The organism is Streptomyces sp. NPDC048411, assembly GCF_040704695.1.
Lineage (GTDB): Bacteria > Actinomycetota > Actinomycetes > Streptomycetales > Streptomycetaceae > Streptomyces.
Window position 1 is genome coordinate 15,793 of sequence record NZ_JBEZKL010000066.1, and the last position, 24,525, is coordinate 40,317.

General features: G+C 69.3%; 18 protein-coding genes and 2 pseudogenes. 10 read left to right on the top strand and 10 right to left on the bottom strand.

Translation table 11 applies throughout. The features are described 5' to 3' along the window. Positions 1 to 164 precede the first annotated feature (164 nt). The 5 genes from AB0915_RS22710 to AB0915_RS22730 form a co-directional block, all read right to left on the bottom strand. Positions 165 to 860: a hypothetical protein gene (locus AB0915_RS22710; RefSeq protein ID WP_366692810.1), complete on the bottom strand. Its 696-nt coding sequence runs from the start codon at positions 858 to 860 to the stop codon at positions 165 to 167. Between the two features lie 294 nt (positions 861 to 1,154). Next, positions 1,155 to 1,874 carry an ABC transporter permease gene (locus AB0915_RS22715; protein ID WP_366692811.1) on the bottom strand — a complete coding sequence of 240 codons (720 nt, stop codon included), beginning with the start codon at positions 1,872 to 1,874 and terminating at the stop codon, positions 1,155 to 1,157. 18 nt (positions 1,875 to 1,892) lie between these two features. Further along, the gene (locus tag AB0915_RS22720) at positions 1,893 to 2,804 is read right to left on the bottom strand and encodes an ABC transporter ATP-binding protein (protein ID WP_366692812.1); all 912 of its coding nucleotides are present in this window, start codon (positions 2,802 to 2,804) and stop codon (positions 1,893 to 1,895) included. Beyond that, positions 2,801 to 3,709 carry an ABC transporter permease gene (locus AB0915_RS22725; RefSeq protein WP_366692813.1) on the bottom strand — a complete coding sequence of 303 codons (909 nt, stop codon included), beginning with the start codon at positions 3,707 to 3,709 and terminating at the stop codon, positions 2,801 to 2,803. Before AB0915_RS22725 ends, AB0915_RS22720 begins: the two co-directional genes overlap by 4 nt. Next, the gene (locus AB0915_RS22730) at positions 3,699 to 4,712 is read right to left on the bottom strand and encodes an ABC transporter ATP-binding protein (RefSeq protein WP_366692828.1); all 1,014 of its coding nucleotides are present in this window, start codon (positions 4,710 to 4,712) and stop codon (positions 3,699 to 3,701) included. Before AB0915_RS22730 ends, AB0915_RS22725 begins: the two co-directional genes overlap by 11 nt. Before the next feature lie 274 nt (positions 4,713 to 4,986). On the opposite strand from AB0915_RS22730, the pseudogene AB0915_RS22735 reads away from it, so the two are divergent. The 7 genes and pseudogenes from AB0915_RS22735 to AB0915_RS22765 all read left to right on the top strand — a co-directional run. Further along, a pseudogene (locus tag AB0915_RS22735) lies at positions 4,987 to 5,299 on the top strand (hypothetical protein); the annotation flags it as partial. Further along, positions 5,274 to 7,088 (top strand): SDR family oxidoreductase, encoded by a 1,815-nt coding sequence (locus AB0915_RS22740; protein WP_366692814.1) that lies wholly within the window; start codon positions 5,274 to 5,276, stop codon positions 7,086 to 7,088. The pseudogene AB0915_RS22735 and the gene AB0915_RS22740, both read left to right, overlap by 26 nt. Next, positions 7,085 to 8,059, top strand: coding sequence for a MerR family transcriptional regulator (locus tag AB0915_RS22745; RefSeq protein WP_366692815.1), 975 nt, complete (start codon positions 7,085 to 7,087; stop codon positions 8,057 to 8,059). The genes AB0915_RS22740 and AB0915_RS22745 overlap by 4 nt, the downstream gene beginning before the upstream one ends. Before the next feature lie 147 nt (positions 8,060 to 8,206). Further along, positions 8,207 to 8,749 carry an RNA 2'-phosphotransferase gene (locus AB0915_RS22750; RefSeq protein WP_366692816.1) on the top strand — a complete coding sequence of 181 codons (543 nt, stop codon included), beginning with the start codon at positions 8,207 to 8,209 and terminating at the stop codon, positions 8,747 to 8,749. A gap of 101 nt (positions 8,750 to 8,850) precedes the next feature. Beyond that, positions 8,851 to 9,307, top strand: a pseudogene (locus AB0915_RS22755) (hypothetical protein). A gap of 42 nt (positions 9,308 to 9,349) precedes the next feature. Beyond that, complete coding sequence (locus AB0915_RS22760) at positions 9,350 to 10,246, top strand: LLM class flavin-dependent oxidoreductase (protein ID WP_366692817.1); 897 nt, start codon at positions 9,350 to 9,352, stop codon at positions 10,244 to 10,246. A gap of 144 nt (positions 10,247 to 10,390) precedes the next feature. Beyond that, positions 10,391 to 11,257, top strand: coding sequence for an HAD hydrolase family protein (locus tag AB0915_RS22765; protein WP_366692818.1), 867 nt, complete (start codon positions 10,391 to 10,393; stop codon positions 11,255 to 11,257). 31 nt (positions 11,258 to 11,288) lie between these two features. On the opposite strand, the gene AB0915_RS22770 is transcribed toward AB0915_RS22765, so the two are convergent. The 5 genes from AB0915_RS22770 to hisC all read right to left on the bottom strand — a co-directional run bounded on the left by AB0915_RS22770 (position 11,289) and on the right by hisC (position 20,564). Beyond that, the gene (locus tag AB0915_RS22770; protein ID WP_366692819.1) at positions 11,289 to 12,995 is read right to left on the bottom strand and encodes a GAF domain-containing protein; all 1,707 of its coding nucleotides are present in this window, start codon (positions 12,993 to 12,995) and stop codon (positions 11,289 to 11,291) included. Between the two features lie 94 nt (positions 12,996 to 13,089). Then, complete coding sequence (cydD, locus tag AB0915_RS22775; protein WP_366692820.1) at positions 13,090 to 16,602, bottom strand: thiol reductant ABC exporter subunit CydD; 3,513 nt, start codon at positions 16,600 to 16,602, stop codon at positions 13,090 to 13,092. Positions 16,603 to 16,719: 117 nt separating this feature from the next. Next, a complete protein-coding gene (gene cydB, locus AB0915_RS22780) occupies positions 16,720 to 17,721 on the bottom strand; it encodes a cytochrome d ubiquinol oxidase subunit II (RefSeq protein WP_366692821.1) in 1,002 nt (333 codons plus the stop codon). 18 nt (positions 17,722 to 17,739) lie between these two features. After that, the gene (locus AB0915_RS22785) at positions 17,740 to 19,248 is read right to left on the bottom strand and encodes a cytochrome ubiquinol oxidase subunit I (protein WP_366692822.1); all 1,509 of its coding nucleotides are present in this window, start codon (positions 19,246 to 19,248) and stop codon (positions 17,740 to 17,742) included. A 236-nt stretch (positions 19,249 to 19,484) separates the two neighbouring features. Continuing rightward, a complete protein-coding gene (gene hisC / locus AB0915_RS22790) occupies positions 19,485 to 20,564 on the bottom strand; it encodes a histidinol-phosphate transaminase (protein ID WP_366692823.1) in 1,080 nt (359 codons plus the stop codon). Between the two features lie 369 nt (positions 20,565 to 20,933). Between hisC and AB0915_RS22795 the strand changes: the two genes are divergently transcribed. From AB0915_RS22795 to AB0915_RS22805, 3 genes are all read left to right on the top strand, one after another. Further along, positions 20,934 to 22,046: a LacI family DNA-binding transcriptional regulator gene (locus tag AB0915_RS22795; RefSeq protein ID WP_366692824.1), complete on the top strand. Its 1,113-nt coding sequence runs from the start codon at positions 20,934 to 20,936 to the stop codon at positions 22,044 to 22,046. Between the two features lie 173 nt (positions 22,047 to 22,219). Continuing rightward, positions 22,220 to 23,272 carry a metallophosphoesterase gene (locus tag AB0915_RS22800; protein ID WP_366692825.1) on the top strand — a complete coding sequence of 351 codons (1,053 nt, stop codon included), beginning with the start codon at positions 22,220 to 22,222 and terminating at the stop codon, positions 23,270 to 23,272. 182 nt (positions 23,273 to 23,454) lie between these two features. After that, positions 23,455 to 24,279 (top strand): hypothetical protein, encoded by an 825-nt coding sequence (locus AB0915_RS22805; protein ID WP_366692826.1) that lies wholly within the window; start codon positions 23,455 to 23,457, stop codon positions 24,277 to 24,279. Positions 24,280 to 24,525 lie beyond the last annotated feature (246 nt).

Consider the following 24,525-nt stretch of genomic DNA (forward strand, 5'->3'; position numbering starts at 1 on the left):
GTCCCCGTGGCGTGCACTTCCTCAACCACTGTGCCCGGGGCGGCCCTTGTCCGCCACCCATTATTTCGAGCGTCGGCCAGGGCCCCGACCGACGTGATTGCTCGCGGCCCACAGCCGGCTGGTTCGGACCGGGCCGGGGGCGGACCGCGAGCGTCGATCAGGGATCAGCGGCGCTTACGACGGCGTCGCAGATCCTTGAGCTGAAGGACGAAGTCGTCCATCCGGGCATCGATACGGACGATGTCCTCGGACATGTCGCCGAGCCGGACGCTCATGGCCCCGACAACCCGGTTCGTGGCCTCGAGCCTCCGGTCGAGACTGTCGAGCCGGTGCGACATCCGGTGGAGCACCGGCCCGAGCTCCTGGAGCGCCACGCCGACTCCGGCCAGGCAGCTCTCGACCCGGGTGACGCGCCGATCGAGCGAGGCGTACCCCGCCCGCAGATCCTCCTCCGCGTCGAGCAGATAGGTGCGGACGCATCGAGCGATATCGCTATCGCGAAGAAGCATCGCGACGTTGAGCACGGTCCTGCGGGTGAACAGCCTCAGCTGAGTGGCAGCCTGTGGATAACTTTTCACCCCCTCGCCCTTCCATAGCGACTCGATGTCGCTATGGAAGGACCGCAGCTCAGCACCGCGCAGCACGCACATGCCGTTCTCCGCGAACTCCTTGTGGTGCCGGTCGGTCAGCCTTCTGACAGAGGCTGTGGATACTTCGAAGTAGCGAGCCGCGTCCTCTGTGCGGACGTGAATTCCGTCAGGGAGCATGACAAGGCTCTTCACCTTGTCGAGGACATCGACGCGCCCCATTTGCTCGACGCGCAGCGCGCGCGATTCGAGCAGGGCGACTTCCGTGGGCATGAGCATGTCTTCCGTTCGCGAAAACGACGATGGGGGCCCTCTCCCCGGGCTTCAGGGGCGGAGGTCGCTCACGGTGCCACTCACCCGATGACCGACCCGGCCGGCGCTGCCTCGCCGGAGCCGGCAATCCCCAATTTCACGAACGCTACGACGCCACGGATCCCAATTGCCTCCACGCACCCTGAACAACGAGCCGATAAACGTACAGTTACGCGCACGGCTGTCCGTTCATGCGTCAACCCCCGTCCGACGGGCAGGGGTTGACGGGCACAGGGGGCAGCAGAGCCCTTCGGCTCACTCCTCGCCGGCGAGCTTCAGCGTGCGCAGTTTCTGACCCGCGTACCAAGTGGCCAGCACCGTGACAGCCGCCAGCAGAACCGTCGCGAGCGGCAGTCCGACCTCTGAGGTGATCGCACCTTCCCCGCCGACCCTTTCGGCAAGTGCGAGCGACCACTGCTGCACGCTGAGCGTGCGCGCCCCGGGCACGAAGCTGCCGAAGAGCGCCTCCCACACCAGCGCGTAGACCAGGCCGAAGACCACCGCATGCCTGCTGACCGTACCGAGCAGCAGGAACAGCGCGCTGTACGCGATGGAGGCGACCAGCGCCGCGATCGTGTACGCCACCGCGATCTGCTGGCCGTTGCCGTTGAGGATCATGCCCGCGGCGAAAGTCGGCAGGGCGGAGAAGACCATCGTCACGGCGATCGCCACGATCAGCTTGGTGAAGATGATCGTCGGCCGTTTCACCGGCTTGGCCAGCAGATAGACGATCGATCCGTCGTCGATCTCGGGGCCGATGGCCCCCGTACCGGCGATCACACCGATCAGCGGCACCATCGTGGCGATGGCGAAACCGCCCAGCACATCGGTGGCGACCTGGTCATCGGCCCCGGCGAACGCCCGTACCGCGACGGCGATGACGATCAGCAGGGCGGGCAGAACGAAGAGGATCGCAGCCCTGCGCCGGCCGAGCAGGGCCCGGTAGGTGAGCCGGGCGACTGTGGGGTTGTACATGACGCTTCACAGCTCCTTTCAGGCCGCTACAAGATAGGAAAAGACTGATTCGAGGGACTCGTCGGACGGCGAGACGGTCAGCAGACGGATGCCGTGTTCCCGCGCGACCTTCGGCAGCAGCGTGGTGAACCGCCCGAAGTCGACCGCCTGGATGCGCAGCGCCTGTTCGCTCAGGTCGACTTCGATCCCGGCCGTCGACGGGTCGGAGATGAGCGCGGCGGCGAGGGCGCGGTCGTCGCTGGACCGTACGAGATAGCGGTGCGGACGGTCCGTCATCAGCCGGCGGATCTTCCGGAAGTCACCGGACGCTGCATGCCGTCCGGCCACGATCACCTCGATGTGCGAGGCGAGTTGCTCGACCTCTTCGAGGATGTGGGAGGAGAAGAGGACCGTACGGCCCTCGGCGCCCATCCGCCGCAGCAGCTCCATCAGCTGCATCCGCTGGCGGGGGTCCATCCCGTTGAACGGTTCGTCGAGCAGCAGCACGGACGGCTCGTGGACCAGCGCGGACGCCATCTTCACGCGCTGGCGCATGCCCTTGCTGTACGTGGCGATCTTGCGGTCCTGCGCGTACTCCATCTCGACCGTGGCCAGCGCCTTCTGCGCGGCAGCCTCGTCGAGTCCCTGCAGTTCCGCGTTGGCGACGACGAATTCGCGGCCGGTGAGAAAGTCGTACATCGCCTCCCGCTCCGGGACGATGCCGATCTGCCGGTACACCTCCTCGTTGCGCCAGATCAGCGCGCCGTCGAGAGTGACCTTGCCGGTCGACGGCGCGAGGAACCCGGCCATCATGTTGATCAGGGTGGACTTACCCGCCCCGTTGGGACCGAGCAGTCCGGTCACCCCGGGTCCCACGGTCATGCTGACGTCGTTGACGGCGACCACATTGCCGAACCAGCGCGAGGTGTGGTCGATCTCGATGGTGGTCACAGCCCGACCCTCCGGTAGCGGCGCATCAGTACGGCGTACGAGCCGGCGACGAGCGCGAGGACAACGATCAGATACACCACACCTGCCCCGGCGCCCGGTGATTCGCCTCCGGGGAAAGCGGAGGTGGCACCGAGGAACGCGCTCTGTACGCCGCCGATCAGCGTGAGGGGCGAGAAGAGCCCCAGCCACTGCACGGCGCCGGGCGAGCCCTGCCCCCAGGCGATGGCCTGGACGGTGGAGACCGCTCCGTACGAGATGGTCAGTACGGCGATCACCGCGGCAACACCGAAGCCGCGGCGCGGAGTCAGTGCCGCCACCACCAGGCCGAGTCCGGCGAAGAGCAGGGAGAGCAGCGCCACCGACACCATCCCCTGCCCGAACCACTTCGTCTGGTCGGCGAAGTCGAACTTCCCGAGCAGGGCTCCCACATACATCACGAGAAGCGGTGTCGCGGTGAGGATGAACAGGGCGGATGCCATGGCGGCGTACTTGGCGACGACGTAATCGACCCGTTCGATGGGGCGCGAGAAGTACAGCGGGACACTCTTGAAGCGAAGGTCCCGGGAGACGGACTGCGGTGCCTGCGAGGCGATGAAGAGGCCGATGACAGCCTGCAGATAGATCGCGAAGTCCGTGTATTTGATCACGAGCTTCGTCGCGTTGGGCGTGGCCATCGCGACGGCCACGATGATCAGCGCAACCAGGCACATCACGCCGAAGAGCAGCATCGGCAGCACCTTGGACTTGGCTGAACGGCCCAGTCCGAAGGAGCCCCGCAACGACTGCGAGTAGAGGGAACGGCGGGCATAGCCGCGGCCCAGGCGCGGGCCGTCGTAGGCGCGGTACCCGATGTTGTGGATCCGGGTGGTCTCGCCCCCGGTCACGGTCCCGGTCTCAGTGCTCATCGCGACCGCTCCCCTTCTGCTGTGCGGCTCCGGTCAGGACTGTCTCCGCGGTCTCTGCGGTGCCTTCGGTACGGAAGACCTCGGCAATGTGGTGGCGCCGCTGTTCCATCCGTACGAGACCGAGTCCGAGCCCGGCGACGCTGTCGCGGACGACGTCGTACGTCTCCTCGCCGGTGGCCTCGATCAGCAGGATGTGACCGGCGCCCGGCAGACCGTCCGCCTCGATTCCGTCGCGGCCCAGAAGACTGACACCGGCTGCCGTGAGCGCCCGGCGCAGTGCGTCCGTGCCGTCGGGGTGGGCGTCGCTGTCGGTGACCTCGACCGCGAGGGTCGTGGTGGTCCGGGTGAAGTCGCTGGTGGAGCTGGAGCGCAGCAGCGCGCCGCCGTCGATGACGACGACATGGTCGCAGGTGCGCTCCAGTTCTCCCAGAAGGTGGGAGGTCACCAGCACCGAGATGCCGAAGTCGGTGTGGACGCGGCGGATCAGGCCGAGCATCTCGTCGCGGCCGACCGGGTCCAGGCCGTTGGTCGGCTCGTCGAGGAGAACCAGCTCCGGGTCGTGGACCAGCGCCTGGGCCAGCTTCACGCGCTGCTTCATGCCGGTCGAGTAGCCGCCGATGGGGCGGTAGCGCTCCTCGTACAGACCGACGTGTCGCAGTGTGTCGGCGGTGCGCTCGCGCGCTGCCGTCGGCGGCAGTCCGGACATCCGCGCCATGTGGACGACGAACTCGGTGGCCGAGACGTCCGGCGGCAGGCAGTCGTGCTCGGGCATGTAGCCGACCCGTTCCCGGATGGCCGCACCACTGGTGGCGACGTCCAGCCCGAGCACCGAGGCCCGGCCTTCGGTGGCGGGGGACAGACCCAGCAGGATCTTGATCAGTGTGGACTTGCCGGCTCCATTGGCGCCCACCAGGCCGGTTACACCAGGCCCGATGTCCAGGGAGAGCCGGTCAAGCGCGGTCACCCGGGGGAACCGCTTACTCAGGCTTTCGGTCGCGATCACAGTCACATCTTCGACGGTAGTGGCGCGGGCCACACCGGTCGTCAGACCAGGCGGTTGGATCCGCGTCAGCCTTCAGTCGTACGGCCCCGTAGGGGGACCCCGGGAGGGAGGACGACGAAGGTATGGGGTGGTGGCCGGGAGCAGGGCCGGAGGGGAGAGCTCGGGAGTTGTCCACAGGTCCTGCGCACCCCTTGACGCAGCCTCCGGACATTGTCACATTCATCAGTGTCATGTTACGAGCACGTACCGCACACGGCATGGGACGGACGGCGGCATGGCCTCACCGGTGAAGGACGGACTGCCCCAGGGGCTCAAGGGGTTCAGAGAGGTGCAACGCCTCGCGTACGCCTGCGCGGAGGCGGTCGCCGCACGGCTCGAACCAGGGGTGACGGAGCGCGAGGCGGCCCGGATGCAGCGGGAGTGGCTGCGCGAGCGAGGGGTGGGCGGTCGAGCCCCATCTCGGATTCCTGGGTACGGGCGCGAAGTTCGAGGAGATCCTGGTCGTCACCGATTCCAAGGACCCCGCGCAGAGCGCCTTCTGGCTGGACGACGATCTGCCGCATGTGCGGCGCCGGGCCGAGGAGAGGGGGCGGCGTGAGGCTGCAGGATGTGCCGGGGTTCCGCGAACACCGGGTGCGTACGGGCGGGATCGAGCTGTGCGTCGCCGAGCTGGGCGACGAGACGCGTCCGACGGTCGTGCTGGTGCACGGCTATCCGGACAGCAAGGAAGTCTGGACGCAGCTCGCGGTGCAGTTGGCCGAGCAGTGGCACGTCGTCCTGTACGACGTGCGCGGCCACGGCCGGTCGACGGCTCCGGAGCCGCTGCGCGGCGGGTTCACCCTGGAGAAGCTCACCGACGACTTCCTTGCCGTCGTCGATGCGGTGAGTCCGGACCGGCCGGTGCACCTGGTCGGGCACGACTGGGGTTCGGTCCAGTCGTGGGAGTTCGCGACGGTCAGACGCACCGAGGGCCGGATCGCCTCCTTCACGTCGATGTCGGGCCCCTCCCTGGACCACTTCGGGCACTGGATCAAGCAGCGGATGACGCGGCCCACCCCCCGCCGGGTCGGTCAGCTGCTCGGCCAGGGGGCCAAGTCCTGGTACGTGTACATGCTGCACACACCGGTGCTGCCGGAGCTCGCCTGGCGCGGCCCGCTCGGCAAGCAGTGGCCTCGGATACTCCAGCGGATGGAGAAGGTGCCCGCGGGCGACTACCCGACGCTGTCCCTGCCGAACGACGCGGCTCACGGCGCCTGGCTCTACCGGGACAACGTCCGCGCCCGGCTGCGCGGACCGCGTGCCGATGCGTACGCGCATGTGCCGGTCCAGCTGATCACGCCGACGGGTGACATCTTCCTTTCGGAGAAGCTGTACGACCAACTGGAGCTGTGGGTGCCGCACTTGGTACGGCGGTCCCTGTCGGCCAAGCACTGGGTGCCGCGCACCCGCCCGGACCAGCTTGCCTCCTGGATCAGCGAGTTCGTCGCCACGAATGAGTCGGCGACGGAAGACGGGCGGCCGACCCCGGACACCGCACCGACCGGTGCGTACGCCGACCGGTTCGGCGGTCAGCTGGTCCTGGTGACGGGCGCGGCGGGCGGGATCGGGCGGGCCACCGCGTTCGCGTTCGCGGAGGCCGGCGCCCGGGTGGTGGCCGTGGACCGTGACGCGGAAGGGGCGGCCAGAACAGCCGAGATGGCCCGTCTGATCGGCTCGCCCGCCGCCTGGGGCGAGGCGGTGGACGTCAGCGACGAGCAGGCGATGGAGAAGCTCGCCGAGAAGGTCGCCGCCGAGTACGGCATCGTCGACGTCCTGGTCAACAACGCCGGGATCGGTCTGTCCGGCTCCTTCCTGGAAACCACGAGCGAGGACTGGAAGAACGTCCTGGACGTCAATCTGTGGGGCGTCATCCGCGGCTGCCTGATCTTCGGCAGGCAGATGGCCGAGCGCGGCCAGGGCGGCCATATCGTCAACACCGCCTCCGCCGCCGCGTATCAGCCGTCCCGGGCGCTGCCCGCGTACAGCACCTCCAAGGCGGCCGTGCTGATGCTCAGCGAGTGCCTGCGGGCCGAACTGGCCGAGCGGTCGATCGGGGTCAGCGCCATCTGCCCCGGCATCGTGAACACCAACATCACGGCGACCGCGCACTTCGCCGGGGCCGACGCCGATGAGGAGGAGCGTCTGCGGAAGCGGACCAGCCGGCTGTACGGGCTCCGCAATTACCCGCCGGAGAAGGTCGCCGACGCGATCCTCGAGGCCGTGGCGCACAACCGGGCCGTGGTGCCGGTGACGCCGGAGGCACGTGCCGCCCTGCTCCTGTCCCGGCTCAGTCCCGGCGCGCTGCGCGGGATCGCCCGGCTGAAGCCACCGCTGTGAGCGGGACCGGGCCGTCCGCGGCAACGACGCGTTCTGCCGCCGAGTACCGGATCGAGGACCTGGCACATGCGAGCGGTGCCACGGTCCGCACGATCCGGGCCTATCAGGACCGGGGGCTGCTGCCGACGCCGGAGCGGCGCGGCCGGGCCAATGTGTACCGGGACACGCATCTCGCCCGGCTCCGGCAGATCGCCGACCTGCTGGACCGCGGTTACACGCTGGCCAGCATCAAGGAACTGCTGGAGGCGTGGGACGCGGGACGCGGGCTGGGCGGAGTGCTCGGGCTCGTCGCCGAGGTGCACGGCCCGTGGACGGACGAGCAGGCCGACCGGATCACCCGGGACGAGCTGCATGCGAAGTTCGGCGGCGTGCAGGACGATCAGGCGGTCGCCGAGGCGGTCGAGCTCGGCGTACTGGAGTGCATCCCGGGCCGGGTCGACGAGTTCCTGGTCCCGAGCCCACAAGAGCTCTCCGTAGCAGTCGAGTTGTATGCGGCAGGGGTGCCGCTCACCGCAATCTCCGGCCATCTGCGGGAACTTCGCGGCCAGGTCGAGCAAATCGCCTCCCGTTTCCTGGAGTTCACCACGGAGCATGTGTTCGCGCGCTACCTCGGCCATCGTCCACCGACGGACGCGGATGCGGCCGAGGCCGCCTCGCTGGTCCGTCGGCTCCGCCCGCTCGCCCAGCAGACAGTGGACGCGGAACTGGCCCGGGCCATGCGGACGTTCGCCACACGTCATCTGCAGCACCATCTCGGCGCGGGCACATCGCTCATCCCGGGACCCTCGACGAGCGAGCCGCGTTCCGTACCACTGCCACCGGAAACAATGCAGGCCGTACAGCGTCTGGTTGGTCCGCAGAACGTCGCTGCCTTTGTCGCCGCCGCCACTGAACGCGAGGTACAGAAAAGGACATTGGATACTCTTGCTACACCACACCACGAATCAAAGCAAATTGACCAAAACGGTTGATTGCGGCCCCACTTGTCCACAGAATCGCCAATTAGCCTGTGAATAAACGCAGTTGGTTGTGGATCAAACCTGTGGACGAAAATCGTTGGTGCGAATCGTGAGCTAATTCCGGTGCGCCGGCGAGATCGCCACAGGCACGCTGTCCGGATGGATGAGAGACGCACCGTCAAGGTGTCCAAGTACCTCGCAAAGCATCTGCGGCACCAGCCCGAGCGGATCGGGATCCGTCTCGACCCGAACGGCTGGGTGACGATCGACGAGCTGCTCCGGGCCGCGGCTCGGCACGGCTTCCCCATCACCCGTGCCGAGCTCGACCATGTTGTCGCCGCCAATGACAAACAGCGCTACGCGATCGACGGCGACCGCATTCGGGCGAGCCAGGGCCACACCGTCCCGGTGGACCTCGGTCTGCCCCCGTCCGAGCCGCCCGCGTACCTCTATCACGGCACTGTGGGCCGCGCCCTCGACGCGATCCGCACCGAGGGGCTACGCCCCATGAACCGGCTCCACGTCCACCTCTCGGCCGACCGCGAGACGGCTACCCGCGTCGGCGCCCGCCGCGGCAGGCCCGTGATCCTCTCGGTGGACGCGGGCGCAATGCACCGCGCCGGCCACCTCTTCTACGTCAGCGCGAACGGGGTCTGGTTGACTGACTCCGTACCGCCGGAATTCCTCCGCTTTCCCGGCTGAACCCGACCCGCCCGCTCCCCGGCCGTCGTCTGCCCGTCCCCCACGCCCTCCCGGCGGTGCCCGGATCCGCGTCGGCTCCCTGTCCCGGTGTGAATGCCCTCATGGGCCGTCCGCACTGCGCCGGCGCCGAAACCGATGTCCTCGCGATCCGCGAAATCGCCCACGCATTCGATCCTGAGGTGCGAGCCACCGATGACATCGGCGCCGACCAGGTCTCCCGCCGAACGTCCGCAGGCACCCTCGTCATAACCGATTCGGACGGCTCGCTGCCGCCCATGCACAGGGTCTTCGTCGAACTGATCGGCCCACGGCCGTCACGGTTCAGGTGTTCCCGGACGACGACGCGAAGATCACCGTCGAGGACATCGGGTTCCCCGGCATTCCGCGCGACTCCGTACCCGGCCTCCTGCAGTCGGTCCACACGGCACCGCCCATGCGAAGGGCGCGATCTTCCCGCCCTGCTGGTGGCTGGTCGTGCCCCTGCCCGGCGACGGGATGTACAAGACGCTCGTCCCGCGCGGCACACGGTCGCCGTGGCTCGGCCGCAGCGTCCACTGACGCGTCTCTGCTCCGCAGCTCTCCCGCCGTATGGTCGTATGTATGCGTCTGAGCACTGTAATTCTGCCGATTCACCGCTGGGGCGAGGGCCGGAAGGTCTGGCAGCGCGCCGAGGAACTGGGATTCCACGCCGCGTACACGTATGACCATCTGGCCTGGCGGACCTTCCGCGACGGGCCGTGGTTCGGCGCGGTGCCGACCCTGACCGCCGCGGCGGCCGCCACCGAGCGGCTACGCCTTGGCACCCTCGTCACCTCCCCCAACTTCAGGCACCCGGTCACCCTGGCCAAGGACCTCATCACGCTGGACGACGTCTCCGGCGGACGGATCACCCTCGGTATCGGCGCGGGCGGCAACGGTTTCGATGCCACCACGCTGCGCAGGAGCGACGAGGAACCCTGGACGCCGCGCGAGCGGGCCGACCACTTCGCCGAGTTCGTACCGCTCCTCGACCAGCTGCTGCGGGAACCGTCCGTCACCTATGAGGGCGAGTTGTATGTGGCGAACGAGGCCCGGAACGTGCCCGGCTGTGTGCAGCTGCCCCGGCTGCCCTTCGCGGTGGCCGCGACCGGTCCGCGCGGGATGAAGCTCGCCGCGCAGTACGGTCAGGCCTGGGTCACCACCGGCGACCCCAAGCTGTTCGAGACGGGTACCCCGGAGCAGTCCGTGGCAGCCATCCGCGGGCAGATCAGCAGGCTCGGCACGGCCTGCGAGGCCATCGGCCGGGATGTCGCCGAGCTGGACAAGATCCTGCTCACCGGATTCACCCCGGACCGCCCTCTGGAGTCCTTCGACGCGTTCGTCGACTTCGCGGGCACCCATTTCGAGCTGGGCTTCACGGAGATCGTCATCCACTGGCCGATCCCGGACTCCGACTTCGCGGCGGACGAGAAGGTCTTCGAACGGATCGCCACCGAGGGGCTGTCCCAGCTCGGCTGACCCGCGCACCCACGCGCACACCGCCGGCTGCCCTCTCATCACCCCTGACATATGCGTCAGGCGTGTTCTCCTGGTCAGGGGCGTGCATCCTCACATGCGCGCCCCTCCGCACACCCGTGCACCCCTGTACGGGAGAATGGCCGGGTGACCTCAGCTACCGACTCGCCTCTGCCTGCCGTTCCCCGGCTGATCGCCACCGACCTGGACGGCACTCTGCTGCGCGACGACAAAACCGTCTCGGACCGCACGGTCGCGGCGCTGGCCGCGGCCGAGGAGGCCGGGATCGAGGTCTTCTTCGTCACCGGCCGCCCGGCCCGCTGGATGGACGTCGTCAGTGACCATGTCCACGGCCACGGCCTGGCGATCTGCGCAAACGGCGCCGCGATCGCCGACCTGCACGCGGGCGGCAGGCTGCTCAAGGTCCGCCCGCTGGAACGCGCCGCTGCCCTCGATGTCGTCCACGCCCTGCGCGCAGCCGCTCCGGGCACCTCGTTCGCTGTCGAGCTGGCCACCGGCATCCACTACGAACCGGCCTACCCGCCGTTCCATCTCGACCCGGGCGCCACCGTCGCCACTGCCGAGAAGCTCCTCCACGAAGAGACGCCGGGCGCCGGAGCCCCTGTACTGAAGCTCCTCGCACACCACGCCGAATTGGCCCCGGACGACTTCCTCGCCGTCGCACACACGGCAGCCGGTGACCGGGCGTCCCTCACCCGGTCCAGCCCGACGGCCCTGCTGGAGGTCAGCGGACTCGGCGTCTCCAAGGCCAGCACCCTCGCGTTGTGCTGCGCCGAGCGCGGCATCTCGCCCGCCGAGGTCGTCGCCTTCGGGGACATGCCGAACGACGTGGAGATGCTGAGCTGGGCGGGCACCTCGTACGCGATGGGCAACGCCCACCCGGCCGCGGTGGCCGCCGCCTCCGGGCGGACCGTCACCAACGAGGAGGACGGCGTCGCGATCGTCATCGAGGCGCTCGTGGCCGAGCGCCGGAAGTACCTCAGCCAGAACTGAAGGATCCCCGGCCCGAACTCCGACGAGGACCTCAGAGCGGCACCTCCCACACCACGGTCGTACCGCCCCCGTCCTCGCCGAGGCCTGGCCCGAACCAGCTCGACCCGCCCAGCGACTCCGCCCTGCGCGCCAGGTTCCGCAGCCCGCTGCGCCGCCCGCCCTCCGGAATGCCCACGCCGTCGTCGGCGACCGACAGCCGCACCGCGTCGCGTCCGTCGGACAGCGTGACGGTCGCGTCGACGACCACGTCGATCAAGGACGCCTCGGCATGCCGGAAGGCGTTGGAGAGCGTCTCCCGCAGCGCCGCGATCAGGTTCTTGCCGGTCAGCTCGCCAACCAGCGAGTCGACCGGGCCGAGGAAGCGGTGCGAGGGCTTGAAGCCCAGCGGGACGGCCGCCATGTTGATCTCGCGCAGGACGCGGGCCCGCAGCCCGGACGGCGCCTCGGCCGGTTCCTGCTGCAACGCGAAGATCGCGGTGCGGATCTCCTGGATCGTCACGTCCAGTTCGTCCACGGCCCGCCCCACTCCGGTCCGCACCTCGGGTACGACCGACCCGCGCTGGGCGCTCTCCAGCATCATCCCGGTGGCGAACAGCCGCTGGATGACCAGGTCGTGCAGATCGCGGGCGATTCGGTCGCGGTCCTCGTAGACCGCGAGCCGCTCCCGGTCCCGCTGCGCCTCGGCCATCATCAGCGCGAGTGCGGCCTGCGACGCGAACTGTGTGGCCAGCGTCCGCTCGGTCTCGGTGAACGGCCGGCCGCCCCGGGCGCGCGGGGTGGCGAGCGCGCCGAGCACCCGCCCCCCGCTGTGCAGCGGCAGCAGCATGCTCGGGCCGAACTGGTGGGCCAGCCTGGTGATCATGCGGGAGTCGGTGGCCGAGTCGTCTATGAAGACGGCCTCGCCGGCCAGCAGCTTCGCTGCCACCGGGTTCTCCGGACCGATGATCATCCCGAGCGAGGCGGACGGGCTGTCGGCGGAGACGGCGACGATCTCCAGACCGCCCTCCTCAGCCGGCAGAAGCACGATCCCGGCAGCGGATGCGGCGAGATGGCGGGCCTGTTCGGCGACGACGGCAAGCGCGTCGTCCGCGTCCCCGCCGGAGAGCAGCGCGGTGGTCACGGCCACCGATCCGTCGATCCACCGCTCTCGCTGGCGCGCCGCCTCGTAGAGCCGGGCGTTACCGATGGCGATCCCTGCCTCCGTGGCAAGCACCCGCACCATGTGCAGGTCGTCATCGTTGAACTCGCCCCCGCCCTCCTTCTCGGCCAGATAGAGGTTGCCGAAGATTTCTCCCTGTACGCGGATGGGGACCCCGAGAAAAGTCCGCATCGGTGGATGGCCGGCGGGGAATCCGGCGAACCTCGGATCGGCTGTCAGATCTGCGAGCCGCACCGGTGCCGGGTCGTGAATGAGTGCGCCGAGCAGTCCCCTCTGACCGTCGGGCCGGTGTCCGATCTCGGCTTCCACCGCCTCCGACACCCCGTACGTGAGGAAGTCGGAGAGTCCCTTGCCCTTGGTGTCGACGACGCCGATGGCGGCGTAGCGGGCGTGGGCGAGTTCCGCAGCGGTCTCGCAGATCCGGTCGAGGGTGGAGTGCAGTTCGAGACCGGTGCCGACGGAGCGCATGGCTTCCAGCAGCTGCGGGACGCGGGCGGTGAGCTCGGTGGACAGGCCCTGCAGGCTGCGGGTCGCCTGCGTCGCGGCTTCGAGTGAGTCCTTCGGGTCCGGCTCTGGCATACCCAGAGCCTAGTTAGCCCCTTTTGGGGACGAAAGTCGGCGATGGTCCGGCACACCGCTCCGGCCCCTGTCCGACGGGCCTGCCCGGGTGCTTCTACGCCCGTCCTGCGGGGGCCGGGATCCGTACGGTCTCCTGTTCGCGCTCCAGCATCCGGCTCAACGGCCCCTCCACCGTCTTGAGATCGGCGTACGGACCGCGCTGCACGATCCTGCCCGCGTCCATCACGACCACCTCGTCGACCGCTTCGAGCCCCACCAGCCGATGGGTGATCAGAACCGTTGTGCGGCCCCGGGTGGCGGTCAGCAGATCCGCCGTCAGGGCGTCCGCCGTCGCCAGGTCGAGATGCTCGGCGGGCTCGTCCAGGACGAGTACGGGGAAGTCGGCGAGGAGCGCCCGGGCGAGCGCGAGCCGCTGACGCTGGCCGCCGGAGAGGCGGGCGCCATGCTCGCCGACGAGCGTGTCGAGCCCGTCGGGCAGCGCCTGCACCCAGTCGAGCAGCCGTGCCTGCGCGAGGGCGCCCCGCAGTTCGTCGTCCGTCGCGCCGGTGCGGGCCAGCCGCAGGTTCTCCCGGATGGAACTGTCGAAGACATGGGCGTCCTGGGCGCACAGCCCGACGAACCGCCGGACAGTGTCGCTGTCCAGTGCGGAGGCCTCCACACCACCGATCCGGTACGTCCCCGACCGCGCGTCCAGGAAGCGGAGCAGGACCTGCGCGAGGGTGGTCTTCCCCGAGCCCGAAGCGCCGACGACGGCGATGCGCCGCCCGGCGGTCAGCGTCAGGTCGACGGAGTCCAGGGCGTCCCGCGACGCTCCTGTGTACCGGGCCGCCAGCCCGCGTACCTCCAGCGGGAAGGGAGAGGCGGGTGGATCGGCCGGGGCGGCGGGTTCGAGCACCGGCACCGGGGCGTCCAGCACCTCGTACACCCGCTCCGCACTCCGCTCGACCCGCTGCCGGTACTGCACGGCGAGCGGCAGGCCGGTCACGGCCTCGAACGCGGCGAGCGGGGTGAGCACCACCACCGCGAGCTCCACTCCCGCCAGCCGCCCGTCGAGAACCGCCGGCACGGAAACGAGTGCGGCAGCGACAACCGTCAGACCGCAGATCGCGGCGGAGAGCCCGCCCCCGAGCGCGGTGGCCGTTGCCGCCCGGGCCGCGATCCGGGTCAGGACGCCGTCGGCCTCGCGGGTCCGCGCCGAACGCGCGGGCAGGGCCCCCGCGACGGTCAGTTCGGCGGTCCCACCGAGCAGGTCGGTGATCCGGGTGGCCAGATCGGCTCGCGCGGGCGCCAGTTGACGTTCCGCGCGGCGGGCGCAGGCGCCGGTCACCAGCGGCACCCCGACCCCGGCCAGCAGCAGCCCGACAGCGAGCACGACGCCCGCCTGGGGCAGCATCCAGCCGGTGAACCCGGCGGCCGCCACTCCCACGACCGCCGCGGTCCCGGCGGGCAGCAGCCACCGCAGCCAGTAGTCCTGCAGCGCGTCCACATCGGCGACGAGCCGGGACAGCAGGTCTCCGCGCCGGGTCCGGGCCAGCCCGGCCGGCGCGATGCGTTCCAGCCCGCGGTACACGGCGACGCGCAGCTCGGCGAGCATCTTGAGCACCGCGTCGTGCGAGACGAGACGCTCGGCGTAGCGGAAGACGGCGCGGCCGAGCCCGAAAGCACGGGTCGCGGTCACGGCGACCATCAGATAGAGCACCGGAGGCTGTTCGGAGGCGCGGGAGATCAGCCAGCCGGAGACGGCCATGAGCCCGACGGCCGAGCCCAGGGCGAGGCTGCCCAGCAGGAGCGCGAGCGTCAGCTGCCCGCGGTGTGCCCCTGCGGCCTCCCGGACCCGGGCGAGCACCTGGTCGGACCGTGCCGCGGTCTCCCGCAGCGTCTCGGGTTCCCGCGCGCCTTCGGGTACGTCATCGGAGGTGCGCGCCGGTCCGTCCGCCCCGACCGGCTCCGTGGCCGCCGCGTGTTCCGGTGCCACGCGCGGCTCCAGTGTCACCACCCGGTCGGCGAGCGCGAGCAACGCCGGCCGGTGCACGACAAGCAGCACGGTCCGCCCCGCTGCCAGCCTCCGTACCGCGTCGACGATCCCGGCCTCCGTCTCACCGTCCAGGCTCGCGGTCGGCTCGTCGAGCAGCAGCAGCGGCCGGTCGGCGAGAAACGCCCGCGCAAGCGCGAGCCGTTGCCGCTGGCCGGCGGAAAGTCCCACGCCGTCCTCGCCGAGCAGTGTCTGCGCACCGTCGGGAAGGTCCACCACGAAGTCGTACGCCCCCGCGTCCCGCAGCGCCGCCGTGACCGCGCTGTCGTCCGCGTCCGGTCGGGCCAGCCGTACGTTCTCCGCGATCGTGCCCGCGAAGAGATGCGGGCGCTGCGGAACCCAGGCGATCCGCTCCCGCCAGCGCTCGGGCGCCAGTGCCGCTAGATCCGCGCCGCCGACCCGCACCCGCCCTTCGTCGGGCTCCGCGAACCCCAGCACCACGTGGAGCAGTGTGGACTTCCCGACGCCGCTCGGGCCGACCAGGGCGACGGTCTCCCCCTCCTCGACCACCAACGAGGCCCCGTCCAGTGACGGAGCGGTACGGCCCTCGTGCCGTACCGTCACCCCCTCCAGCTCCAGCCTCAGAGACTGCGGGACGTCCGCCGTACCGCCCGCCCGCAGCTCGGTCTCCAGGACCGCGAAGATCTCCTCCGCGGCCGAGAGCCCCTCGGCGGCGGCGTGGTACTGCGCCCCGACCTGCCGGATCGGCAGGTATGCCTCGGGCGCGAGGATCAGCACCACCAGGCCGGTGTAGAGGTCCAGTTTGCCGTCCACGAGCCGCATGCCGATGGTGACGGCGACGAGCGCCACCGACAGGGTGGCGAGAAGTTCCAGGGCGAAGGAGGACAGGAACGCGATCCGCAGAGTCCGCAGAGTGGCCCTGCGGTACTGCGACGTGATGGTGCGGACGGACTCGGCCTGGGCCTTGGCCCGGCCGAAGACCTTCAGTGTCGGCAGTCCGGCCACCACGTCGAGGAAGTGTCCGGAGAGCCGGGAGAGCAGCCGCCACTGGCGGTCCATCCGGGACTGGGTGGCCCAGCCGATCAGGATCATGAAGAGCGGGATGAGCGGCAGCGTGACGACGATGATCGCGGCCGAGACCCAGTCCTCGGTAACGATCCTGGCGAGGACTGCCACGGGCACGACGACCGCGAGCCCGAGCTGCGGCAGGTAGCGCGCGAAGTAGTCGTCCAGCGCGTCGACACCGCGGGTGGCGAGCGCCACCAGAGAGCCGGTGCGCTGCCCGCTCAGCCAGTCCGGTCCGAGCGCCGCGGCGCGGTCGAGCAGCCGGCAGCGGAGCTCGGACTTGACCGCCGCACTGGCCCGGTACGCGGCGAGCTCAGTCAGCCACGAGACCAGCCCCCGGCCGAGCGCGACCACCGCCAGCAGCATCAGCGGGGTCCGCAGCTCGGTAACGGTCAGCCCGTCCTCGAACCCGCCCACCACCACTTCGGCGATGAGCATGGCCTGGGCGATGACCAGCGCCGCCCCGGCCACTCCGAGTGCTACCACGGCCGCCAGGAAGAGGCGGGTGGCGCGGGCGTAGTGGAGGAGGCGCGGGTCGATCGGTTTCACGTGAAACATCCCCAATGAGCTCGGGCGGTGGACCAGGCGGGACGTGTCGAACCGTCCCCAGGACGTGTCCGGCGGATCGGGCTCGGCCGCGATCCGCCGGGACGCGTCCCCGGTGCGTCAGTGCGCTTCGGCGATGTGCTGCGTACCGATCCGCTTGCGGAACACCCAGTACGTCCAGCCCTGGTAGATGAGCACCAGGGGAGTAGCGATCCCCGCGCACCAGGTCATGATCTTCAGGGTGTACGGGGTGGACGAGGCGTTGGTGACCGTGAGGCTCCAGGCGTCGTCCAGCGAGGACGGCATGACGTTCGGGAAGAGCGCCAGGAAGAGCATCGCGACCGCGGCCGTGATGGTCAGCCCGGAGAGCGCGAACGACCAGCCCTCGCGCCCCGCCGCGACGGCACCGATCGCTCCGACCAGCGCCGCCACGGCGATGATCAACGCGAGCAGACTCCAGCCGTCGCCGTGGTCGGCCTGGGTCCAGATCAGGAAGCCGAGGGCGAGCACCGCGGTCACCAGCCCCAGCTTGAGTGCCAGCGTCCGCGCCCGCTCCCGGATGTCCCCGACAGTCTTGAGCCCCGCGAACACCGCGCCGTGGAAGGTGAAGAGGAAGAGCGTGACCAGTCCGCCGAGGATCGCGTACGGGTTGAGCAGGTCCCAGAAGTTGCCCACGTACTCCATGTCGGCGTTGATCTTCACGCCGCGGACAATGTTCCCGAAGGCCACACCCCAGAGCAGGGCGGGGATCAGCGAGGTCCAGAAGATCGCGTTTTCCCAGTTGGTCTGCCACCGCTCCTCGGGCCGCTTCGCCCGGTACTCGAAGGCGACACCGCGCACGATCAGGCAGAGCAGGATGATCAGCAACGGCAGGTAGAACCCGGAGAACAGCGTCGCGTACCACTCGGGGAAGGCGGCGAACGTCGCGCCGCCCGCGGTGAGCAGCCACACCTCGTTGCCGTCCCAGACGGGCCCGATCGTGTTGATCAGGACCCGCCGTTCCTTGCGGTCACGAGCCAGCAGCTTGGTGAGGACTCCGATCCCGAAGTCGAATCCCTCCAGGAAGAAGTAGCCGATCCAGAGGACGGCGATGAGTACGAACCAGACGTCGTGGAGTTCCATCTCTCAGCTCCTCTGCTCTCAGTAGGAGAAGGCCATCGGCCGGTCGGCGTCGTGGTCGTCGCCGCCGATCTTGGTGGGCGGGTTGAGGTCGAACTCCGTGAGTTCCGGCGGTCCGGCCTTGATGTACTTCACGAGCAGCTTGACCTCGATCACGGCAAGCACCGCGTAGAGAAGGGTGAAGAGGATCATCGAGGTGAGTACCTCACCCTGCGAAACGCCGGGGGAGACCGCGTCGCGCGTCTGCAGCACCCCGTAGACGGCCCAGGGCTGGCGGCCCGTCTCGGTGAAGATCCAGCCCCAGGAGTTGGCGATCAGCGGGAAGAGGAGCGTCCACAGGGCGACGATCCAGTAGAGCCTGGTGAGCTTCGGGCTCAGCGCCTTGTTCTTGAAGAGGACCAGGTGCGGCACTTCGTCCTCACCGGTCCGCAGCCCCGGTGGCAGCATGAACTTCTTCCGCGTCAGCCACAGTCCGAGCAGGCCGAGGCCGAAGGACGCCATGCCGAAGCCGATCATCCAGCGGAAGCCCCAGAAGGCGACCGGGATGTTGGGCCGGTAGTCGCCGGGGCCGAACCGTTCCTGCTCGGCCTTGTTGATGTCGTTGATGCCGGGGACGTACGAAGTGAAGTTGTCGTCCGCGAGGAAGGACAGCAGCCCCGGGATCGAGATCTCCACGGTGTTGTGGCCCTTGGCCACGTCGCCGACCGCGAAGATCGAGAAGGGTGCCGAGTGCTGCCCCTCCCACAGCGCCTCGGCCGCGGCCATCTTCATCGGCTGCTGCTTGAACATGACCTTGCCGAGCAGGTCACCGCTGACAGCGGTGAGCAGACCGGCGATCACGACGGTGACCAGTCCGAGCCGGAGCGAGGTGCGCATCACCGGGATGTGCTTCTTGCGCGCCAGGTGGAAGGCGGCGATGCCGACCATGAACGCGCCGCCGACCAGGAAGGCCGCCGTGATGGTGTGGAAGAACTGGGCGAGCGCGGTGTTCTGGGTGAGCACATGCCAGAAGTCGGTGAGCTCGGCCCGGCCGCGTTCCTTGTTGATCCGGTAGCCGACCGGGTGCTGCATCCAGGAGTTGGCCGCAAGGATGAAGTACGCGGAGAGGATGGTTCCGATCGAGACCATCCAGATGCAGGCGAGGTGGATCTTCTTCGGCAGCTTGTCCCAGCCGAAGATCCACAGTCCGATGAAGGTGGATTCGAAGAAGAAGGCGATCAGCGCCTCGAAGGCGAGCGGAGCGCCGAAGATGTCCCCCACGAACCGTGAGTAGTCGGACCAGTTCATGCCGAACTGGAACTCCTGGACGATGCCGGTGACGACGCCCATGGCGATGTTGATGAGGAAGAGCTTGCCCCAGAACTTGGTGGCCTTGAGGTACTTCTCCTTGTCAGTCCGCACCCAGGCGGTCTGCAGGCCGGCGGTGAGCGCGGCGAGCGAGATCGTCAGAGGAACGAAAAGGAAGTGGTAGACGGTGGTGATACCGAATTGCCATCGCGCGAGGGTCTCGGGCGCCAGAGCCAGCTCCACGTCGTCTCTCCTTACATCGCCGTAACCGCAGCGGCAGTTTGCCCTGTTAATCCGACTGATCACTGGAGGAACAGGACATGCTTGTGAACGCGTTCACATTCACAAGCATTATGGCGCACAGGCTTTCGGGATGTTCGAGGGGGGTCCCCTATCGGGACGCACCACGCGAAGGCCCCGCACCTCCGAGAAACGAGAGGTACGGGGCCTTCCGGTACACCCGGGCCGGACGCGCCGCGCTACAACTCCTTGCGGTACGCCTCCGCCACCCTCAGGAACACGTCGTTCGCCTCGTCCTCACCGATCGAGACCCGCACTCCCTCGCCGGCGAACGGCCTGACCACCACGCCGGCCCGCTCACAGAACCCGGCGAAGTCGACCGCACGGTCGCCCAGCCGCAGCCAGACGAAATTGGCCTGGGACTCCGGAACGGTCCAGCCCTGGTCCACGAGAGCCTTGTGCACCCGGACGCGCTCGCAGACCAGGGAGCCGACCCGGCCGAGGAGTTCGTCCTCGGCGCGCAGCGAGGCGACCGCCGCGTCCTGCGCCAGCTGGCTGACCCCGAACGGCACCGCCGTCTTGCGCAGCGCCGCCGCCACCGGCTCGTGGGCCACCGCGAACCCGACCCGCAGACCGGCCAGACCGTAGGCTTTGGAGAACGTCCGCAGCACCGCCACATTGGGCCGGTCCCGGTAGATCTCGATACCGTCCGGCACGTCGACGTCGCGGATGAACTCCTTGTACGCCTCGTCCAGCACTACAAGCACATCGCCGGGCACCCGGTCCAGGAACCGCTCCAGCTCGGCCCTGCGCACCACGGTCCCGGTCGGGTTGTTCGGGTTGCAGACAAAGATCATCCGCGTGCGGTCCGTGATCGCGTCCGCCATCGCGTCGAGGTCGTGCACCTCGCCGTCGGTGAGCGGAACCTTCACCGAGGTCGCTCCGCTGACCTGGGTGATGATCGGGTACGCCTCGAAGGAGCGCCAGGCGTAGATGACCTCGTCGCCCGGGCCCGAGGTGGCCTGGAGCAGCTGCTGCGCCACCCCGACGGAACCGGTGCCGGTGGCGAGATGCGAGACGGGCACACCGAACCGGTCGGCCAGCTCGTTCATCAGACCGGTGCACGCCATGTCCGGGTAGCGGTTGAAGTTCGCGGCCGCGGCCAGCGCGGAATCCATCACCCCGGGCAGCGGCGGATACGGGTTCTCGTTGGAGGACAGCTTGAACGCGACCGGTCCGCCGGCCGCCGCCGGCCTGCCCGGCACATAGGCAGGGACGCCGTCCAGCTCGGCGCGCAACTTGGGGCTCGTCTCGCTCACCGCAGGTCCTCCTCGACCGTCGCACACATCAATACTGCTCACCTTATGAGGATTGCGCGCCGCTGCGAATGGCTGAGCGGAGGAATCGTCCGGTGGGCCCAGGAATGGGGGGAGTGTTCCTCGTACCGGCGCGCGCCGGTGGCTCACTCCGTGGCGCGCATCCCTCGAAGAGGTGAGTTGAGACCTCTTCGAAACATCGCCCGTTGAGTAGGCCCATCCTCCTCAGTGCATGACACACTACGGTCCACCCCACCAACTCCCTTGTTTTGCAAGGTATTTATCGCCAAGTGACCATGCAGAAACGTTCCTGTGGACGTGTAAATATGCGACCGGGCCAACCGTCCGCGCGAGCCCTACTATCGGCTCGCCATGACAGCAGCAGGGAAGCACCAGGTGAGCCGGACGGAGACCCCCCGGCGCGGCGGCCGGCAGGGACGAGCGGGAATCCGGGATGTGGCCGCCGCCGCCGGGGTCTCCATCACGACCGTCTCCGACGCGCTCAACGGCAAGGGCAGGCTCCCGGACGCCACCCGTCGCCATGTCCGCGAGGTCGCCGAGCGCCTGGGCTACCGCCCGTCCGCCGCGGCCCGAACCCTCCGTACCGGCAAGTCCGGCCTCATCGGCCTGACCGTGACGACGTACGGGGATGAACCTTTCACCTTCACCGAATTCGCCTACTTCGCGGAGATGGCCAGGGCGGCCACCTCCGCCGCGCTCGCCCGCGGGTACGCCCTCGTCATCCTCCCCGCCACCTCACGCCATGACGTCTGGTCGAACGTCGCTCTCGACGGCACTGTCGTCATCGACCCCTCCGACCAGGACCCGGTCGTCACCGAACTCGTCCGGCAGGGGCTGCCCGTCGTCTCGGACGGCCGCCCAGCCGGGACCCTCCCGGTCACCGCCTGGGTCGACAACGACCACCGGGCCGCCGTGCTCGACCTCCTCGACCATCTCGCCGCCGCCGGGGCCCGCCGCATCGGCCTGCTCACCGGCACCACCACCGACACGTACACCCGCCTCTCCACCACCGCGTACCTCCACTGGTGCGAGCGCGTGGGCCAGGACCCGGTGTACGAGTCCTATCCCGCCCACGACCCGTGCGCGGGGGCGGTCGCAGCCGACCGTCTGCTCGCCCGCCCGGACCGGCCCGACGCCGTCTACGGGCTCTTCGATCCCAATGGCACCGATCTGCTGGCGGCCGCCCGCCGGTACGGTCTGCGCGTCCCCGAGGACCTCCTGCTCGTCTGCTGCAGCGAGTCCACCGTGTACGCGACGACCGAGCCGCCCATCACCACGCTCTCGCTCAAACCGCGCCGGATCGGTACGGCGGTCGTCCAGCTCCTCATCGACGCCATCGAAGGCGTCGACCAGGACGGCCCGGTGGAACAGGTCATACCGACAGAACTCATCGTGCGGACGTCCTCGCAACGCCGTCCGCCCCGCACCACGGTCAGCGCCCCACGGCCCCCGTCAGGGGACTGATCAGCGCAATTAAGACAAATCAACCGGTGAACCCTGCGTGCGCCCGAATTCACCACCCCTGGTGCGTCACACAGCACGATCCGCATTCCTATGATGGGCGCACGACACCGCGGACCACCTCGACCAGCAGGGCCCGCCAGGTGTACGGCGGCGCGACGGTGGTGGAGGGGTCGATGACACAGGGGGCCGGTCAGGAACCCGTGGTGCGGACGGCGACGTTGCGTGACTTCCGCGTGCCGCCCTATGCGCAGACTCCGGTGCCGCCCACGGCACCGCATCCGGGCAGTGCCGTTCCGGCGGACGAGCCGGAGGGCTACACGCCCACCGCGCGCGATCTTCCCGTGATCAACCGTGACACCGTCCAGGTGCAGACCGTCCCCGACCCTCGGCCCGCCCAGGACCCGGGGCTCGGACCGCTGTACGTCGTCGGCGACGTCCACGGCTATCTGGACGAACTGCACGCCGCCCTGGCCGAGCAGGGGCTCATCGACGCGGAGGGGCAGTGGGCCGCGGGCAACACCCGGCTCTGGTTCCTCGGCGACTTCACCGACCGCGGTCCGGATGGCGTCGGCGTCATCGAACTCGTCATGCGCCTGTCCGCCGAGGCCGCGGCCGCGGGCGGCTACTGCAAGGCCCTGATGGGCAACCACGAGCTGCTGCTCATCGGCGCCAAGCGGTTCGGCGACACACCGGTGAACTCCGGGGCCGGCACCGCCACTTTCCAAGCCGCCTGGCTGCTCAACGGCGGCCAGAAGAACGACATGGAGCGACTCCAGGACCACCACCTCCAGTGGATGTCCCGGCTCGACGCGGTCGTCGAGGAGGACGGGCATCTGCTGTTGCACTCCGACACGACGGCGTACCTCGATTACGGCTCCACCATCGAGGACGTCAATGACACTGTGCACGCCATTCTCACGCGTAACGACGCCGACGAGTGCTGGGACCTCTTCCGTAAGCTCACCAAGCGGTTCGCCTTCCGCGACGAGGCGGGTCCGCAGGCGGTCCAGGAGCTGATGGCGGCCTACGGCGGACAGCGCATCGTCCATGGTCACAGCCCCATTCCGTATCTCCTCGGCGAGGTCGGCTCGGAGGACGGCGAGGACAGCGCCGGCCCCGTGGTGGAGGGCCCGCACGTATACGCGGACGGGCTCGCGATCGCCATGGACGGCGGCGTGACCATGGCCGGAAAGCTACTGGTCGTCCAGCTGCCGTTGCATGACTGACGGTCTTCGGGGAAGACGCATCAACGACCTGACCACGCCGACCACTGGGCCTATTTACGGAAACCCCCTGTCACCCCGTGCCGTGGGCGCTCTACCATCGGCGTATCAGTAGCAGGCTCTCCTCCGTTTCCGCCCAACTGCCCGGCCAGTGCGGGTAGTCAGGCCCAACGGAGCATCGGGGGATGCACATGAACAGCGCTCCGCACCTGCTGGCCGAGGACCGACCCGAGTACGAGCGGATCCTCGGCGACGCGCTGCGTCACGCTCACGAACGACCGGATCTCGCCGGAGTCGGCGAACGGCTCAACGCGGAACAGTTGCGCACCATGGCACTGAACGCCACGGCACTGATCACCACGGCGGCAGCCACGGAGTACGACCACTATGTGAAGGCCCGCAACGAGCTGCGCGGACCGGCCGCCGACTCCGCCCAAGGCTCGGGCCTCGGCTCCGACGCGGACGATCCCGACCGGCCGGGCGCCGGGATAGGGGCGGTCGTCACGGTCCTGGCGCCGATGCTCGCGGGCACCGCCGCACTGATCTTCCTGCTGGTCGGCTATCTGCTGAAGATGCTCAGCCGGCCCCCCTCGTTCGCCGACACCATGGTCGCCGCCGGGTGGTTCTTCGCGGCGGCGACGGCGGCCGCGATACTGGCCGCCGCCATCGGACTGCTCATCACGGCGGTGCGCAACGGATCGACCGCGCTGCCCGCCGAGGATGCCGAGGACGAGCTGCCGGAGGAGGTGGCGCGCGCTAGGGAGGCCTGGCGTCATGCGCTGCTGGAACGCGGCATCCTGCCGTTCCTGCGCGATGCACTCGCCGATCCCACCGCAGGCGCCGCGTCGCGCCCACCGCACCCGTCGGCCCACCGCATCCCGAAGATCGGCTACAGCAGACCGGACTTCACGGGGCCGGACGAGGGGCCGGCGGCGGGCCCCCGCCCGTCGTTCACGAGCCCAGACTTCACCAGCCCGGACTTCGGCGGCCCGGAACACGAACCGGACTGACCGGCCGCCGCGGCCCGGCGCGTCGCCGCTTCCGGCCTGCACACGCGAGAAACGTAACGGCTCCCACCGACACCCGGCGGGTGGCCGGTGGAGCGGCCCGCGGCTCCCCTGGCGGTTTCCAGGGGGCGCGGGCCGTTCCGGTACGGCGTACTCAGTCGGTCCTACGTTGGTGTGCGGGTTGATCAAGGCCAGTCGTAAGGTCTTGAGGCCCAGAGACACCGGGTATGGCTTTCAGTCGGTTGCCCT